Source organism: Streptoverticillium olivoreticuli subsp. olivoreticuli (assembly GCF_003391135.1).
GTDB classification, from domain to species: Bacteria; Actinomycetota; Actinomycetes; order Streptomycetales; family Streptomycetaceae; genus Streptomyces; species Streptomyces blastmyceticus.
The window spans coordinates 4,744,512-4,760,501 of sequence record NZ_CP031455.1; the positions used below are offsets into that span (position 1 = coordinate 4,744,512).

Annotated in this window: 16 protein-coding genes; 3 read left to right on the plus strand and 13 right to left on the minus strand. The window is 69.1% G+C overall.

What is annotated here, in order from left to right; translation table 11 throughout:
• Positions 1–220: 220 nt before the first annotated feature.
• The 3 genes from DXZ73_RS20765 to DXZ73_RS20780 all read right to left on the minus strand — a co-directional run bounded on the left by DXZ73_RS20765 (position 221) and on the right by DXZ73_RS20780 (position 2,429).
• Positions 221–511: a DUF4229 domain-containing protein gene (locus tag DXZ73_RS20765; RefSeq protein ID WP_116212600.1), complete on the minus strand. Its 291-nt coding sequence runs from the start codon at positions 509–511 to the stop codon at positions 221–223.
• 225 nt (positions 512–736) lie between these two features.
• On the minus strand, positions 737–1,900 hold the full coding sequence (mqnE, locus tag DXZ73_RS20775) for an aminofutalosine synthase MqnE (RefSeq protein ID WP_116212603.1): 1,164 nt from the start codon (positions 1,898–1,900) through the stop codon (positions 737–739).
• A gap of 73 nt (positions 1,901–1,973) precedes the next feature.
• Positions 1,974–2,429 carry an Lrp/AsnC family transcriptional regulator gene (locus DXZ73_RS20780; RefSeq protein ID WP_116212605.1) on the minus strand — a complete coding sequence of 152 codons (456 nt, stop codon included), beginning with the start codon at positions 2,427–2,429 and terminating at the stop codon, positions 1,974–1,976.
• A gap of 133 nt (positions 2,430–2,562) precedes the next feature.
• Here DXZ73_RS20780 and DXZ73_RS40105 point away from each other — a divergent pair, with 133 nt between their 5' ends.
• Positions 2,563–2,697 carry a hypothetical protein gene (locus tag DXZ73_RS40105; RefSeq protein WP_275898584.1) on the plus strand — a complete coding sequence of 45 codons (135 nt, stop codon included), beginning with the start codon at positions 2,563–2,565 and terminating at the stop codon, positions 2,695–2,697.
• Here the strand turns inward: DXZ73_RS40105 and DXZ73_RS20785 are convergent.
• From DXZ73_RS20785 to DXZ73_RS20795, 3 genes are all read right to left on the minus strand, one after another.
• Positions 2,694–3,401 (minus strand): UbiX family flavin prenyltransferase, encoded by a 708-nt coding sequence (locus tag DXZ73_RS20785; protein ID WP_116212607.1) that lies wholly within the window; start codon positions 3,399–3,401, stop codon positions 2,694–2,696. The two genes, DXZ73_RS40105 and DXZ73_RS20785, sit on opposite strands and share 4 nt — an antisense overlap.
• Before the next feature lie 70 nt (positions 3,402–3,471).
• Positions 3,472–4,389: a menaquinone biosynthesis prenyltransferase MqnP gene (gene mqnP, locus DXZ73_RS20790; RefSeq protein ID WP_116212609.1), complete on the minus strand. Its 918-nt coding sequence runs from the start codon at positions 4,387–4,389 to the stop codon at positions 3,472–3,474.
• Between the two features lie 79 nt (positions 4,390–4,468).
• Positions 4,469–5,920, minus strand: coding sequence for a menaquinone biosynthesis decarboxylase (locus DXZ73_RS20795; protein WP_116212611.1), 1,452 nt, complete (start codon positions 5,918–5,920; stop codon positions 4,469–4,471).
• An 87-nt stretch (positions 5,921–6,007) separates the two neighbouring features.
• On the opposite strand from DXZ73_RS20795, the gene DXZ73_RS20800 reads away from it, so the two are divergent.
• Positions 6,008–6,316 (plus strand): PLDc N-terminal domain-containing protein, encoded by a 309-nt coding sequence (locus DXZ73_RS20800; RefSeq protein WP_116212613.1) that lies wholly within the window; start codon positions 6,008–6,010, stop codon positions 6,314–6,316.
• 217 nt (positions 6,317–6,533) lie between these two features.
• On the plus strand, positions 6,534–7,961 hold the full coding sequence (locus tag DXZ73_RS20805) for an alkaline phosphatase family protein (RefSeq protein ID WP_116212615.1): 1,428 nt from the start codon (positions 6,534–6,536) through the stop codon (positions 7,959–7,961).
• Between the two features lie 54 nt (positions 7,962–8,015).
• Here the strand turns inward: DXZ73_RS20805 and ccsB are convergent, their stop codons facing one another.
• The 7 genes from ccsB to hemL form a co-directional block, all read right to left on the minus strand.
• A complete protein-coding gene (gene ccsB, locus DXZ73_RS20810; RefSeq protein WP_240351429.1) occupies positions 8,016–9,164 on the minus strand; it encodes a c-type cytochrome biogenesis protein CcsB in 1,149 nt (382 codons plus the stop codon).
• On the minus strand, positions 9,161–10,915 hold the full coding sequence (gene resB, locus DXZ73_RS20815) for a cytochrome c biogenesis protein ResB (RefSeq protein ID WP_116212617.1): 1,755 nt from the start codon (positions 10,913–10,915) through the stop codon (positions 9,161–9,163). The genes ccsB and resB overlap by 4 nt, the downstream gene beginning before the upstream one ends.
• Positions 10,916–10,919: 4 nt before the next feature.
• Positions 10,920–11,657, minus strand: coding sequence for a cytochrome c biogenesis CcdA family protein (locus DXZ73_RS20820; protein ID WP_116215740.1), 738 nt, complete (start codon positions 11,655–11,657; stop codon positions 10,920–10,922).
• 40 nt (positions 11,658–11,697) lie between these two features.
• Complete coding sequence (locus DXZ73_RS20825; protein WP_116212618.1) at positions 11,698–12,321, minus strand: TlpA family protein disulfide reductase; 624 nt, start codon at positions 12,319–12,321, stop codon at positions 11,698–11,700.
• Between the two features lie 122 nt (positions 12,322–12,443).
• Positions 12,444–13,655 (minus strand): hypothetical protein, encoded by a 1,212-nt coding sequence (locus DXZ73_RS20830; RefSeq protein ID WP_116215741.1) that lies wholly within the window; start codon positions 13,653–13,655, stop codon positions 12,444–12,446.
• 169 nt (positions 13,656–13,824) lie between these two features.
• Positions 13,825–14,526 carry a histidine phosphatase family protein gene (locus tag DXZ73_RS20835; RefSeq protein WP_116215742.1) on the minus strand — a complete coding sequence of 234 codons (702 nt, stop codon included), beginning with the start codon at positions 14,524–14,526 and terminating at the stop codon, positions 13,825–13,827.
• Positions 14,527–14,546: 20 nt separating this feature from the next.
• Positions 14,547–15,884, minus strand: coding sequence for a glutamate-1-semialdehyde 2,1-aminomutase (gene hemL / locus DXZ73_RS20840; protein WP_116212619.1), 1,338 nt, complete (start codon positions 15,882–15,884; stop codon positions 14,547–14,549).
• Positions 15,885–15,990: the final 106 nt, after the last annotated feature.

Sequence of the window (15,990 nt, forward strand, 5' to 3'; positions counted from 1 at the left end):
CGGGGCTCATGGGGGATCGGTGCGCTGCTGCTGTCTTCATGTCCAATACGTTAACACTGACGCTTTGGGTGCCTCAAAGGTCTTCTTTGGGTCCACGGCGACTCGAGGGGCGCGGAAAACGTCAACGCCCCGCCGTGGAGCGGCTGCTCCACGGCGGGGCGTTGCGGTGATGTGAGGAGACTTACACCCGATTAGGGCGATCGGTCCGGATAAGGAAGGCTCAGGCCGCCCCGTCCTCCTGGCTCGCGTTGGCCTCGAAGCGGGCCTTGGCGCGGTCCACGCGCTCCACGATCTGCTCCGACATCGCGTCACGCTGCTTGCGCAGCAGCACCCAGCTCAGCGGGGCGGAGAGGACGAGCGCGAGCAGCACCATCCAGATGAGGTTCGAATTGTTCGCGCCGAGCGGGATGGCGTGCAGCGAGCAGAGCACCCAGACGACGGCGAAGCAGGCGATGAGCAAGCCGAACCGCAGGGCGGTATAGCGGAGCGAGGCGAACTTCTGGCTACTCACGGACGGGACCTTCTTCTCAACGACAACCGAAAGGGTCGCTCTCCAGTCAAGCACGACCGGAAGGCGATCAGTCCAGTGGGCGCCACATCGTGATGTCGCCGCGGTCGTCACCGGCCGCCACACGGGTGCCCGCGGGCACCCGGCCGGCCTCTGCGCGTTGCGGCGCCGCAACAGGGAAGGCCCCGGCGGACGGTGTCCACCGGGGCCTTCTCCGAGCTGTACGGATCAGACGCGCATGGGCTGGGGCGACTCGCGCAGCGACGCGTCCGGACCCGGATACTCACGGATCACCTCGTACCGCGTGTTCCGCTCCACCGGCCGGAAACCCGCGTCCCGGATCAGATCCAGCAGATCATCACGCGTCAGCTTGTTCGGCGTACCGTAATTGTCCGCATCATGCGTGATCTTGTACTCGACGACCGAACCATCCATGTCGTCCGCACCGTGCTGCAACGCCAGCTGAGCCGTCTGCACACCGTGCATCACCCAGAACACCTTCACATGCGGCACATTGTCGAAGAGAAGGCGCGAGACCGCGAACGTCTTCAGCGCCTCCGCACCCGTCGCCATGCTCGTCCGCGCCTGGAGACGGTTACGGACCTTGCCGTCCTTCATGTCCACGAAGTCGTGCTGGTAGCGCAGCGGGATGAAGACCTGGAAACCACCGGTCTCATCCTGCAGCTCACGCAGCCGCAGCACATGATCCACCCGGTGCCGGGGCTCCTCGATATGCCCGTACAGCATCGTCGACGGAGTCTTCAACCCCTTGGAATGCGCGAGGCGGTGGATGCGCGACCAGTCCTCCCAGTGGGTGTCATGGTCGACGATGTGCTGACGGACCTCCCAGTCGAAGATCTCCGCACCGCCACCGGTCAGCGACTCAAGACCCGCATCGATCAGCTCATCCAGGATCTCCGACGCCGGCATCCCCGAGATCTTCTCGAAGTGCTGGATCTCGGTCGCCGTGAACGCCTTCAACGAGACGCTCGGCAGCGCCTCCTTCAGCGCACGCAGCGAACGCGGGTAGTACCGCCACGGCAGCGTCGGATGCAGACCATTGACAATGTGCAGCTCGGTGAGGTTCTCGTTCTCCATCGCCTTCGCCAGGCGGACGGCCTCCTCGATCCGCATCGTGTACGCGTCCTTCTCACCCGGCTTCCGCTGGAACGAGCAGTACGCACACGACGCCGTACACACATTCGTCATGTTCAGATGACGGTTGACGTTGAAGTGGACGACATCACCGTTCTTACGCGTCCGCACCTCATGGGCGAGCCCGCCCAGCCACGCCAGGTCGTCGGACTCATAGAGGGCGATACCGTCCTCACGGGTCAACCGCACACCCGAGTGGACCTTCTCCTCCAGCTCACGCTTCAGCCCAGCGTCCACGAGTCCGCCTCTCCCATCTGCTTCTGCAACCTCACCGAGGTTACTCCCCCGCCCTCCGGCGGCCCGGCACCCCCTACGCCTCCTCGGGAAGCTCCCCCACGCGGTTCTCCCACTTCGTGGACAGCACGATCGTCGTGCGCGTCCGGCTCACGCCCTTGGTGCCCGACAGCCGTCGGATCGTGCGCTCCAGGCCGTCCACGTCCCCGACGCGGACCTTGAGCATGTACGAGTCGTCGCCCGCGATGAACCAGCAGTCCTCGATCTCCTCCAGGTCCCGCAGGCGCCGCGCCACGTCCTCGTGGTCCGCCGCGTCGGAGAGCTGGATGCCGATCAGCGCCGTGACACCGAGGCCGAGCGACGTGGCGTCGACGGTCGCGCGGTAGCCGGTGATCACACCCGCCGCCTCCAGGCGGTTGATCCGGTCCGTGACGCTCGGCCCGGAGAGGCCGACGAGCCGGCCCAGCTCCGCGTACGACGCCCGGCCGTTCTCCCGGAGGGCCTGGATGAGCTGCCTGTCCACCGCGTCCATTGCCTGGCACCTTTCAAATAATGAGCGAACTCGCCGCTTTGCATGTAGAATCTAAGGCATACAGGGGCCAACACCCTGTGATTTCTCGCAAGATCTGCTAGATCAACGACGATCCTTCAGGAGTGATCTTCCCGTGTACACGATCGAGATGGCCTACGCCCGTATGCGCGAGCTGCAGGACACGGCCAACCGCTCGCGTGCCCATCAGTTCGCCGAGCGTCGCGCCGAGGCCAAGGCGGCCCGCACCGCGCGCGCCAAGAAGCGCTAACCCCCGGACCGGGAGCGCGCTTCACCCAGCTCTCCCTTCCACCGGCGGTACAGCTGGTGCGGCACACCTGCCGCATCCAGCACCCGCCCCGCGACGAAATCCACCAGATCCTGGATGTGCGTCGCACCCGCGTAGAACGCCGGAGAGGCGGGCAGCACCACTGCGCCCGCCTCGTCGAGCGCCACCAGCTGCTTGAGCGTCTGACCGCTCAGCGGCGTCTCGCGCACCGCGACCACCAGCCGGCGCCGCTCCTTGAGCATCACGCTCGCCGCGCGCTGCAGCAGATCCTTCGAGAGCCCCAGCGCCACCCCGGCCACACAGGCCGTGCTCGCCGGGACGATCAGCATCCCCTTGACCGGGTACGAACCCGACGACGGCCCCGCGGCGAGATCCCCGGCCGGCCAGTACCGCACGTCCGCGAGGTCCACCTCGAACGTGTGCGGCTTCCCGTCGGCGCCCAGCTCCAGCCAGTCGCGCAGATCCTCCCGCCAGTGCGCGTCCCGGAACTTGATCCCGGTCTCGTCCAGCAGCGTCAGCCGCGAAGCGCGGCTCACCACCAGGTCCACGGCCTCACCGGCGGCCAGCAGCCCCCGCACCACGGCGGCGGCATACGGCGTCCCGGACGCGCCCGACACCCCGACCACCCAGGGCCTGCGTCCCTGGCCCCGGGTGACGTGTGCGGCTGTCTCTTCGTACGGCTCCACGGTCTTGAGCCTAGCCGCAGCGGCGCGTCGCCCCGCGGCCAGCGGGCCCGTACGCAGGCCCCCGGGCGGGTTACCAGCCGAGGCCGAGGTTGACGAGGTCCAGCAGCGCGAAGACGAAGAGCACGATGCCGATCACGCCGTTGACCGTGAAGAACGCCCTGTTCAGCCGGGACAGGTCGTGCGGCCGGACGACCGAGTGCTCATAGACGAACGACGCCGCGGCGAAGCCGAGACCCACCCACCAGAAGACACCCGCGTCGATCGCGAGGCCGTACCAGACGAGCAGGCCCGTCGTGATGACGTGGCACACGCGCGCACCGTGCAGCGCCGCCGGGACGCCGAAGCGCGCCGGGGTGGACTTCACTCCGTGCACCCGGTCCGCCAGCACGTCCTGGCACGCGTAGATCAGGTCGAAGCCGCCGATCCAGATGCCCACGGCCAGCCCGAGGATCACCGCGTCCCAGGACCACTGCCCGGTGACCGCGAGCCACGCCCCGACCGGGCCCATGGCCTGCGCCAGGCCGAGGATCGCGTGCGGGAAGTTGGTGAACCGTTTCCCGTAGGGGTACACCACCATCGGGATCACGGCGACCGGCGCGAGCGCCAGGCACAGCGGGTTGAGCAGCGCCGCCGCGCCCAGGAAGATCACGACGGCGATCAGCGCGCCCGTCCACGCCGTCCGTACGGAGACGGCGCCGGTGACCAGCTCGCGCCCCGCTGTACGGGCGTTGCGGGCGTCGATCTCCCGGTCGATGATCCGGTTGACGGCCATCGCGAAGGTGCGCAGCCCCACCATGGCGACGGTGACCAGCAGCAGCCGCGTCCAGTGGACGTCGCCGTACTCCTTGAACATCGCGGTGAGCGCGGCGATGTAAGCGAAGGGCAGCGCGAAGACCGAGTGCTCGATCATCACGAGGCGCAGGAACGCGCGGACCCTGCCGGTGGACGGTGCGGGTCCGGGTGAGAGGACCCCCTCAGCGGATGTCACAGCCCGTACTCCGGCTCACCCCCGCGGATGCGGGAAAACCCCGGATCCGCACCGCCGCTCCCCATGTTGGAACTGTTCCTCACAGTCCGTACTCCTTCCAGCGCTTCGTCACCCGATCGGCGACTTCCGGATCCGACTCGACCATGTGCGGCCAGCCCCCGTCCCGCGTATAGCCCTCCTCGGGCCACTTCGCGGTGGCGTCGATGCCCGCCTTGCCACCCCAGAACTGCTGGTAGGAGGCGTGGTCGAGATGGTCGACCGGGCCCTCGACGACCGTGAGGTCACGCGCGTAGTCGGTATTGCCCAGCGCCCGCCAGGACACCTCGTGCAGGTCGTGCACATCGCAGTCGCTGTCGACCACGATGATCAGCTTGGTCAGCGACATCATGTGCGCGCCCCAGATGGCGTGCATCACCTTCTGGGCGTGCTTGGGGTACTTCTTGTCGATCGAGACGATCGCGCAGTTGTGGAAGCCGCCCGACTCCGGCAGGTGGTAGTCCACGATGTCCGGCACGATGATCTTGAGCAGGGGCAGGAAGAACCGCTCCGTCGCCCGGCCCAGCGGACCGTCCTCGGTCGGCGGGCGGCCGACCACGATCGACTGGAGCAGCGGCCGCGACCGCATCGTCACGCAGTCGATGGTCAGCGCGGGGAACGGCTCCTGCGGGGTGTAGAAGCCGGTGTGGTCGCCGAAGGGGCCCTCCGGGAGCATCTCCCCCGGCTCCAGCCAGCCCTCGATGACGACCTCGGCGTTCGCCGGGACCTGGAGCGGCACGGTCTTGCAGTCGACCATCTCGATCCGCTTGCCCGAGACGAAGCCCGCGAAGAGGTATTCGTCGATGTCGCCGGGGAGCGGCGCGGTCGAGGCGTAGGTCACGGCCGGGGGGCAGCCGAAGGCGATGGCGACGGGCAGCTTCTCGCCGCGCTTGGCCGCCACCTGGTAGTGGTTGCGGCTGTCCTTGTGGATCTGCCAGTGCATCCCGATGGTGCGCTTGTCGTGGCGCTGGAGGCGGTAGAGACCGAGGTTGCGGACGCCGGTCTCGGGGTGCTTGGTGTGGGTGAGGCCCAGGTTGAAGAAGGAGCCGCCGTCCTCGGGCCAGGTGAAGAGCGCGGGCAGCTTGTCGAGGTCGACGTCGTCGCCGGTCAGCACCACCTCCTGGACCGGTGCCTCCTTGACCTTCCGCGGCGGCACATGGGCCATCGCGCCCAGCTTGCCGAAGGCCTCGCGGATCCCGACGAAGCCGTGCGGCAGCTCGGGCCTGAGCAGTCCGCCGATCTTCTCGCTGATCTCGTCGTAGGACTTCAGGCCGAGCGCCTTGAGCAGCCGGCGGTCGGTGCCGAAGACGTTCATGGCGAGCGGCATCGCCGCGCCCTTGACGTTCTCGAAGAGCAGGGCGGGCCCGCCGGCCTTGTTCACCCTGTCGACGATCTCCCCGATTTCCAGGTACGGGTCGACTTCGGCCTTGATGCGCTTGAGGTCACCGTCGCGCTCCAGCGCCCGGAGGAACGAGCGAAGATCGTCATAAGCCATGCGTTCCAGTATCAAGCACGGACTACCCTGGACCCGTCACGGGGGCCGCGTTCGGCCCGTACCGCCGCACTCGGGGAGCCCGCCACCATGCTCAGGTATCTGCCGTCACTGCTGGTCCTGGGCCTGTGGATCTACGCGTTCATCGACTGCCTGAACACCCCCGAGGACGAGGTGCGCGGCCTGCCGAAGATCGGCTGGGTGATCGTCATCCTGCTCTTCGGCGGGGTGCTGGTCGGGCCGGTCGCCTGGGTGATCGCGGGCCGTCGCCGCGGCGACGGGCGGCCCCGCCAGGGCGGGCGCGACGGCGGGCAGCGGTGGGTGGCGCCGGACGACAATCCGGAGTTCCTCCGCTCGCTGCGGCGCGACGACCAGAACGGCGGCGGCGCGCAGGGCTGACGCCCTGGATCAAACGCTGCCGGACGGGCTAGCGGCGCATCACCCGATGGGGTGGAAGTCCACCGCGGATACGATGACCGTTTCTCCCAACTGGTGCCTTTTCACCGCCATTTGACGCACCGTTCACACGCCTCATCCTGCCCTCGACACACCTGTGCCGGGAGAGTCTGTGGGGTCACACTGTGGCCTCACGCGACTCCAGGGAGAGGGGCACGCCATGCCCGACATGACCCGACGCAGACTCCTCGGTGCGGCGGCGGGGGCGGTGGGCGGCGCGGCGGCGCTGTCGCTGCTGCCGCCGAGTGTGCAGCGCGCGGCCGCCGCCGGACCGGCGCGGCGCGGCTCGCTGGGCGACATCGAGCACGTGGTCCTGCTGATGCAGGAGAACCGCTCCTTCGACCACTACTTCGGCACTCTCAACGGTGTGCGCGGCTTCGACGACCCGGACGCGCTCAAGCTCCCCGACGGCCGTACGGTCTTCCACCAGCCGGACGCGCAGAACCCCGCCGGGCACCTGCTGCCGTTCCGCCTGGACACCCACAGGTCGAGCGCCCAGGCGATCCCCTCCACCAGCCACGCGTGGGAGGTCCAGCACGAGGCGTGGAACCACGGGAGGATGGACCGCTGGCTGCCCGCGCACCGCAAGGCGGACGGGGTCAACGGGCCGTATGTGATGGGCTATCACACGCGCGAGGACATCCCGTTCCAGTTCGCGCTCGCCGAGAACTTCACGCTCTGCGACAACTACTTCTGCTCGGTCTTCGGCCCCACCTGGCCCAACCGGCTCTACTGGATGACGGGCACCATCGACCCTGCGGGCACCCATGGCGGCCCGGTGATCAGCAACGACGCCCCCAAGCCGTACCGCTGGACCACCTACGCCGAGCGGCTCCAGAAGGCGGGCGTCAGCTGGCGCGTCTACCAGGAGCAGGACAACTACGAGTGCAACCTGCTGGAGGAGTTCCAGCAGTTCAAGGACGCCAAGCCCGGCAACCCGCTGTACGAGCGCGGCATGCTCCGGCAGCCCGCGGGCACCTTCGAGGACGACGCACGCCACGACCGGCTGCCCACCGTCTCCTGGCTGATCGCCCCGTCCACCCAGACCGAGCACCCGGACTACCTCCCGGCCGCGGGCGCGGACTACGTCGCCAAGAAGATCGAGGCCATCGCCGACAACCCCAAGGTGTGGGCGAAGACCGTCTTCATCCTGAACTACGACGAGAACGACGGCCTCTTCGACCACGTGCCACCGCCGGTGCCGCCCGCGGGGACCCGGGACGAGTTCGTCAGGGGCCTGCCGATCGGCGGCGGCTTCCGCGTCCCGTGCCTGATCGTCTCGCCGTGGACGGTGGGCGGCTGGGCCGCCGGTGACGCCTTCGACCACACCTCCTGCCTGCGGTTCCTGGAGCGGGTGACGGGCGTCGAGGAGCCCAACATCAGCGCCTGGCGCAGGCGCGCCTTCGGCGACCTCACCTCCGCCTTCGGCTTCGGTCAGCCGAGGTCGAAGCCGCCCGCGCTGCCCCGTGACACCGCGAAGCAGCTCACCCAGGCCAAGTGGGACGTCGCCCACCTGCCCAAGCCGAAGCTGCCGGACGCCCACCAGACGCCCCCGCAGCAGGAGAAGGGCACCCGCCCGCGGCGCTGACAAGCACGACGGCCCGCCCTCCGGGAAGAGGGCGGGCCGTCGCGTACAGGGCGGTCAGACGCCGGCGTAGGAGTGCTTGCCGGTGACGAAGATGTTCACGCCGTAGTAGTTGAAGATGTAGCAGGCGAACGCGGCCAGCGCGATGTACGCGGCCTTGCGGCCCTTCCACCCGGCGGTGGCGCGGGCGTGCAGGTAGCAGGCGTAGGCGACCCAGGTGATGAAGGACCAGACCTCCTTGGGGTCCCAGCCCCAGTAGCGGCCCCAGGCGGCCTCGGCCCAGATGGCGCCCGCGACGATGGTGAAGGTCCACAGCGGGAAGACGGTCGCGTTGATGCGGTACGCGAACTTGTCGAGCGTGGCGGCGGCGGGCAGCCGGGAGACCGGGTTGTCCGTGCCCCTGGCGATCTTGGCCTTGAGGCGGGCGTACTTGCGGTCCTGCGGCAGCTCGGCGAGGTAGCGGTCCAGGCCGGCACCGGTCCGGCCGATCACCAGGCGGGCCTCGTAGCCGTCACGGATGAGGTACATCAGCGTGGAGCACGCGCCGACCCACAGGGCCGCGCCGGAGAGGATCGCGCAGGAGACGTGGATCCACAGCCAGTACGAGTGGAGGGCGGGCACCAGCTGGTCGCTGTCGGTGTAGAGGACCGACAGGGCAAGGCCCAGGTCGAGCAGGATCGTGGTGGTCAGCGGGAGGCCGAGCCAGCGCACGTTCTTCTTGGCGACCAGCAGGCCGAGGTAGACCGCGACGACGACCATGCCGAAGGTCGTGGAGAACTCGTACATGTTGCCCCACGGCGCCCGCTCCACGGACAGCGCCCGGGTGAGGACGGCGCCCGCGTGCAGCAGGAAGGCGAGGACGGTCAGGGAGATGGCGATGCGGCCGTAGACGTCGCCCTTCTCGCTGGTGCCGGCCGCGCCCGGGCCGTCGGGGATGTCGCGGCTGCCGACGGCGGACCGGGTGACGACCTTGGGGCGCTCCAGGACGGCGGTGCCGCCGCCCTGCGCGGCCTTGGCCGCGGCGGCCGGGGCCTGCGCCTCGACGGTGAGCGCGGCGGCGGTGCGGCCGACCGCGCTGCGGCTGCCGAACACCCACTCCGCGATGTGCGCGAGGAAGGCCAGGGTGTAGACGGCCATGGCCGAATAGATCAGCACATTGCTGATGTTCGCCAGGTTCTCGTTGGCTGCGGCAGCGATCGAGGTCACGCACGCGCTCCTTCGGAGGGATCAGCGGAATCTTCGGGCTGGGCGGACTCGGTGGGTTCTTCCGGGGCCACGGGCGGGGCGTCCGGCTGGAGGGCGCCGGCGAGGTCGCCGATCTCCTCGGGCAGCTTCGCGGACTCGCTGCGGCCGAGGCCCGCCATCTCGACGACGGTCCGTCCGTCGGCGCCGCGGACGGCCCGCACCCAGACGCGGCGGCGCTGGATGAACAGCGACCCGGCCACGCCGACGAGGGCGGCGACCGCGCCGACGAGCGCCATGCTGTTGCCGGGCTGCTGGGAGACCTGGAAGGTGGCCCAGGGCTTGATGCCCTCGAACTTGAGCGTGCCCGCGCCGTCCGGCAGCGTCATCGTGTCGCCGACCTTGAGGTTCTGCGCGAACGGGCGCTTGCCGTTCTTGTACTGCTTCATCTTGGACACGTCGAGCTGGTAGACGCTCTGCGGCAGGCCGGAGTCGATGCCGAGGCTGCCGCGGTAGGCGGTCAGCACCAGCCGCGGATTGTCCAGCGCGGGGAACTTCGAGACCATGGGCATCTCCGGGACCTGCGTCGGCACGAAGAGGCCCTTGAAGCCGAGCTGGGTCTTGTTGCCGTCCTTGTCCCGGGTGTCCGGCACCTTGATGACCGTGGACTCCGTGACGTTGGCGTCCAGCGGCAGCGAGGCCACCGCGCCGCGGAAGGCGATCTCGCCCTTGCCGTCCCGGACGGTGACGACCGGCGCGTAGCCGTGCCCGATCAGATAGACCTTCGAGCCCGCCGTCTCCAGCGGCTCGTTCACCTTGATCGTCGCCTTCTTGGGGGCGCCGTCCGCGCCGTCCCAGTACGTGACCCCGGCCTCGTACTTCCGCGGCGTGCCGCGCTGGGGGCCGGTGCGCTCGTACGTCCCCTCGAAGCTGTCCATCGTGAAGCCGAAGGGGCCGAGGTCGTCCGAGGTGAACAGGGAGCCCGACTTGAAGTCGTCGTACTGCGTGAGGGTGTTGGAGAACTTGTCGCCCTCGACCATCAGCTTCTGGCCCTCGGACTTCCACAGCTGCCCGGACGCGAAGGCCAGGAGCATCACGATCAGCGCGATGTGGAAGACGAGGTTGCCGGCCTCGCGCAGATAGCCCTTCTCGGCGGCCACTGCGTCACCGGAGGCGTCCGTGCGGAAGCGCCGCTTCTTGAGCAGCGTCCGGGCCGCCGCGAGCACCTGCTCGGGCTCCGCCTCGGTGTGCCACGTGGTGTGGACGGGCAGCCGGGTCAGCCGCTTCGGCGCGCCCGGCGGGCGGCCGCGGAGCTGGCCGACGAACTGCCAGGTGCGCGGGATGATGCAGCCGACCAGGGAGGTGAACAGCAGGATGTAGATCGCGGAGAACCACACCGAGGTGTAGACGTGGAAGAGCCCGAGCTTGTCGTAGACGGAGGCGACGGTCTCGTGCGCCTTCTTCCAGTTCTCGGCCTTGACCGCGTCGACGCTCGTCTGGGGGACGAGCGAGCCGGGGATCGTGGCGAGCGAGAGCAGGAAGAGCAGGATCAGCGCGACCCGCATCGACGTCAGCTGGCGCCAGAACCAGCGCACCCAGCCGACGGCCTCCCGCCCCGACCAGGCCAGCCACCCCAGGGCGCCGGGGCGGCGCACGCCGCCGAACGAACCGGGTACCGCCTGGCCGCCGTCCTCGGCGGGCGCCGTGGACAGCTGGGAACCGGCGACGCCGATGTCCTTGTCCTCGGTGGCGGGGGTGGTCTCTGTCTTAGCCATGTGATCAGACCTCGGGAACGAAGGAGTTCGACCACTCGCGCATCATGCCGATCAGGTGGTCCCAAGCGCCGGTGAGCAGCAGCACGCCGACCGTGATGAGCATGGCGCCGCCGATCCTCATGACCCACGCATAGTGCCGCTTGATCCAGCCGAACGCGCCGAGAGCGCGCCGGAAGGCGAGGGCGGCGAGTATGAACGGCAGGCCGAGGCCCAGGCAGTAGGCGAACATCAGCAGCGCGCCACGCCCGGCGCTGCCCTGGTTGAAGGCGAGCAGCTGGACGGAGGCGAGCGTCGGGCCGATGCAGGGCGTCCAGCCGACGCCGAACATCGCGCCCAGCAGCGGCGCCCCGGCCAGCCCCATCGTCGGCTTGCGGTGGAAGCGGAACTCCCGCTGGCCCCAGCGGGAGAGCAGGCCCATGAAGGCGAGGCCCATCACGATGGTGAGGACCCCGAGGACCTTGGAGATCGTGCCCTGGTAGTGCTGGAGGTCCTGGCCGAAGTTGCCGAACAGCGCGCCGCCGGAGACGAAGACCGCGCTGAAGCCGAGCACGAAGAGCAGCGACCCGGCGAGCATCCGGCCGCGCTTGGCCTCCGCCATGTCCGTGCCGCTGACGCCGGTGACGTAGGAGAGGTAGCCGGGCACGAGCGGCAGTACGCAGGGCGAGAAGAAGGAGACCAGCCCGCCGAGTACGGCGACGGGCAGGGCGAGCAGCAGCGCGCCGGTGAGGACGGTCTGGTTCATCTCCCCGACGGCGGCGGCGAGGGTGACGGTGGTCACCGGGTCACTTCTCCGCGACGAGCGGGTCGAGCGTCTTGCGCAGCTCGTCCTCGGTCAGCGCCTTGATCGCCCGTGCCGCGATCTTGCCGTTGCGGTCGACGAAGACGGTCGAGGGGATCGACTGGGGGCTGAGGCTGCCCTTGGGGAAGCGGAGCAGCAGCTGGCCGCCGGAGTCGTAGAGGCTCGGGTACGGGACCTCGAACTCCTTCTCGAACCGCAGGGCCGGGGCGGGGTCGGTGTCGCGGGTGTTGATGCCCACGAACTGGACGCCCTTGTCCTTGTAGTCGTTGGCGACCGTGACGAGGTTCTTCGCCTCGCCACGGCAGGGGGAGCACCAGGAGCCCCAGACGTTGAGGACGACGACCTTGCCCTTGTAGTCCTTGGCGACGTCGAGTTCCTTGCCCTCCAGCGTCTTGCCGGAGAGGTCCGGCGCGTTCTGCCGGGCACCCTTGTCGTTCACGACGCTCACGCCGCCGGTGCCCTGCACGAACTGGGTCTGACCCCCGCTCTTCGGGTTGTCACCCGAGCCACAGGCGGTCAGGGTCAGGGCCGCGAGGGCGGTGCAGGCGGCCAGCAGGGTGGTGCGACGGCGGGATTCGGGGCGTCGAAGGGCGCGGCAGGCACTCATGTGAAAAGTTTCGCATGGTCCGTTTAGGGATCTTCCGCACCCCCCTCCGGGGCCCCTCTAACGAGTATGCGCAACGAGGAGCGGCCCGCACCGCACCGGCCGCCGCCCTCCCCCGCCGGCGTTCAGTCGCCCTTGGCGTGCCACTTCTCGCCGACGTCGAACTGGGCCAGCTTCTTGAGGACGGCCGGGTCCTGGGCGTCCAGCCAGTCGACGAACTGCCGGAAGGACAGCAGCCGGACGTCCTTGCGCTTCTCGTCGGCGATGTATTTCAGCGCCTCTTCGACGGCGTCCATATAGATGCCGCCGTTCCACTGTTCGAAATGGTTGCCGACATAGAACGGCGCGCGATTCGTTTCGTACGCGCGATCGAAGCCCGCGATATAGGAATCGGTGGCCTGGCGGCGCCAGTGGTCGTAGTGCTCCGAGGGACCCCTGGTGGTGTTCTTCGACTGATTGGCGAGGATGTTGTAGTCCATCGAAAGGACTTCGAACGAATGGCCGGGAAAAGGCATCTGCTGCAACGGAAGGTCCCAGATGCCGTGCCTTTTGCCGGGCCACACCTGGGTGCCGCCGGGGTTGCTCGCGTCGTAGCGCCAGCCCAGCTTCTTGGCGGTCGGCAGGAGATTGTCCTGCCCCAGCAGACACGGCGTGCGGCTGCCGCAGAGTTCCTTGCGGTAGTCGAAGGGCAGCGGTTCCAGATCCTTGAAGCCGGTGTTCGTCCGCCACTCGGTGACGAAGGAGACGGCCTGCTCGATCTCCGACTCCCAGTCCTCGGGGGTCCACTGGGCGACCGAGCCGGAGCCGGAGCAGAAGTGCCCGTTGAAGTGGGTGCCGATCTCGTGGCCGTCGAGCCAGGCCTCGCGCACGTTCTCCAGGGTCGCCTTGATGTGCTCGTCGGTGAGGTAGCCGATGTCGGAGGCGCCCACCGGGTTGTTCGGCGGTTTGTAGAGGTCCTTCTTCGACTCGGGCAGGCAGTACAGCCCGGACAGGAAGAAGGTCATGTGCGCGCCGTGGTCCCGGGCGAGCTTGCGGAAGCGCGGGAAGAGGCCGTTGCCGACCTCGCCCGCGCCGTCCCAGGAGAAGATCACGAACTGCGGCGGCTTCTGCCCCGGCTCCAGCCGCACCGGCTTGGGCGGCTGGTTGGGCTGCGGCCCGGCGTCGGCCGTGGAACCGTCGCCGATCGGGCTGGCCTTGGCCCGCTCGCTCGCCTTGGCCGAGGGGTCGTGTTTCTCGGAGCCCGTGGGACCGGAGCAACCGGCGACGCCGGTCAGCGCGGCGGCCGCTCCCGCGCCCACTCCCATGCCGAGGAGACCTCGTCGGCTGATCTCGCGCATGTCGTCTCCGTCCGTACTCGCCACGCCTCCATACACCTTGTCGTCCATATAAAACGACATTGCGTGAGACGGCGCGTCGAGTACGGCGGTTGCGCGATTTCGCCGGTCTTTACAGCGCTTTACCCGGCTTTAGACCGGTGGTCGCCAAGGTCTCCGGACGGCCTTACGCTCAGGCACCGAATGCCTTGGCCCCGCCCTTTACCGGCTTGGCGCCCGCGAGCAGATGCGCCGGGACCAGATCCCGGGCCGGCTCGCTGTAGCCGACCGACACGATTTTGTCCCCCCTGAAGGTGAACGTCGTCAGGCTCGCCAAAGTGCACTGACGTTTACGCGGGTCGTGCCACAGCCGCCGCCGCTCCGCGAAACTCCGCACGATCCAGATCGGCAGCTGATGGCTCACACAGACGGCCTCGTGACCGCGCGCCGCGTCGCGCGCCGCACCGAGCGCGCCCATCATCCGCACGACCTGCTCGACATAGGGCTCGCCCCACGACGGGCGGAAGGGGTTCGTCAGGTACTTCCAGTTGGCCGGCTTCTTCAGCGCGCCGTCGCCGACGCCGAACGTCTTCCCCTCGAAGACGTTCTCCGCCTCGATCAGCCGCTCGTCCGTCGCCAGGTCCAGACCGTGCGCCTTGGCGATCGGCTGCGCCGTCTCCTGCGCGCGCTCCAGCGGGGAGGCGACCACATGAGTGATATCGCGCCCCGCCAGGTGCTCGGCGACCCGGTCGGCCATCCGCAGCCCCAGCTCGGACAGGTGGTAGCCCGGCTTGCGCCCGTAGAGCACGCCCTCCGGGTTGTGGACCTCGCCGTGCCGCATCAGGTGCACGACGGTGATCTCGCCGCCCTTGGCCTTGCCGGCTTCGTTGCTCATGCCAGTGGTCATCCCGTCCATCATTCCGTCGCCTCGGCGGCCGCCCGCGCCGCGGCCGGCAACGCCGCCGCGACCCGCTCGATCGCCGCACTGTCATGAGCCGTCGAGACGAACCACGACTCGAACGCCGACGGCGGCAGGTACACGCCCTGCGCCAGCATCGAGTGGAAGAAGGCGTTGAAGCGGAACGACTGCTGCGCCTTCGCCTGGTCGTAGTCCGTGACCTCGCGGTCGGTGAAGAACACGGAGAACATGTTCGACGCCGTCTGGAGCCGGTGCGCCACGCCCTCCTTGGTCAGGGCCGCGGTCACCAGGCCGCCGATCTCCGCGGAGACCGCGTCCACCTTCTCGTACGCGGCGTCGTCCAGCAGCCGCAGCTGGGCGAGGCCCGCCGCCGTCGCGACCGGGTTACCGGAGAGCGTGCCCGCCTGGTAGACCGGGCCCGCCGGGGCCAGGTGGCCCATCACGTCGGCCCGGCCGCCGAACGCCGCCGCCGGGAAGCCGCCGCCCATGACCTTGCCGAAGGTCAGCAGGTCCGGCCGCACGCCGTCGACGCCGTACCAGCCGGCCCTGCTCGTACGGAAGCCGGTCATGACCTCGTCCGAGATGAACAGCGCGCCGTTCTTGGCGCAGGCCGCCTTCAGGCCCGCGTTGAAGCCCGGCTTCGGCGGGACCACGCCCATGTTGCCCGGCGAGGCCTCCGTGATCACACAGGCGATCTCGCCCGGGTGCGCGTGGAAGGCGGCGTGCACGGCCTCCAGGTCGTTGTACGGCAGCACGATCGTGTCGCCCGCCTGCGCGCCGGTCACCCCGGGCGTGTCCGGCAGCCCGAAGGTCGCCAGACCCGAACCCGCCGCGGCCAGCAGCGCGTCCACGTGGCCGTGGTAGCAGCCCGCGAACTTGATCACCTTGGCGCGGCCGGTGAAGCCGCGCGCGAGCCGGATGGCCGACATCGTCGCCTCGGTGCCGGACGACACCAGGCGCACCTGCTCCACGGGCTCGACCCGGGAGACGATCTCCTCGGCGAGCGCCACCTCGCCCTCGCCCGGCGTGCCGAAGGACGTGCCGCGCGCGACGGCGTCCTGGACGGCCGCGATCACCTCGGGGTGCGCGTGACCGAGGATCATCGGCCCCCACGAACACACGAGGTCCACATACTCACGGCCGTCGGCATCCGTCAGGTACGGACCCGTACCGGACACCATGAACCGGGGCGTACCGCCCACGGCGCGGAAGGCACGCACGGGAGAGTTCACGCCACCGGGCGTCACGACAGCGGCACGGTCGAAGAGCTTCTGCGAGACTGGGGCTTCATAAGCAAAAGGTAGTTTGGGGCTGACCTGCGAAGACTCGTTCACTGACCTGCTCCATTCGTCCGCTGCTTGCCCTGGTCCGCGTCCCCAGCCACCTGCTGGCCGCGTGCATCCACCACGCCCCACGCCGCTCCTCGCGACGCGGAGAGGC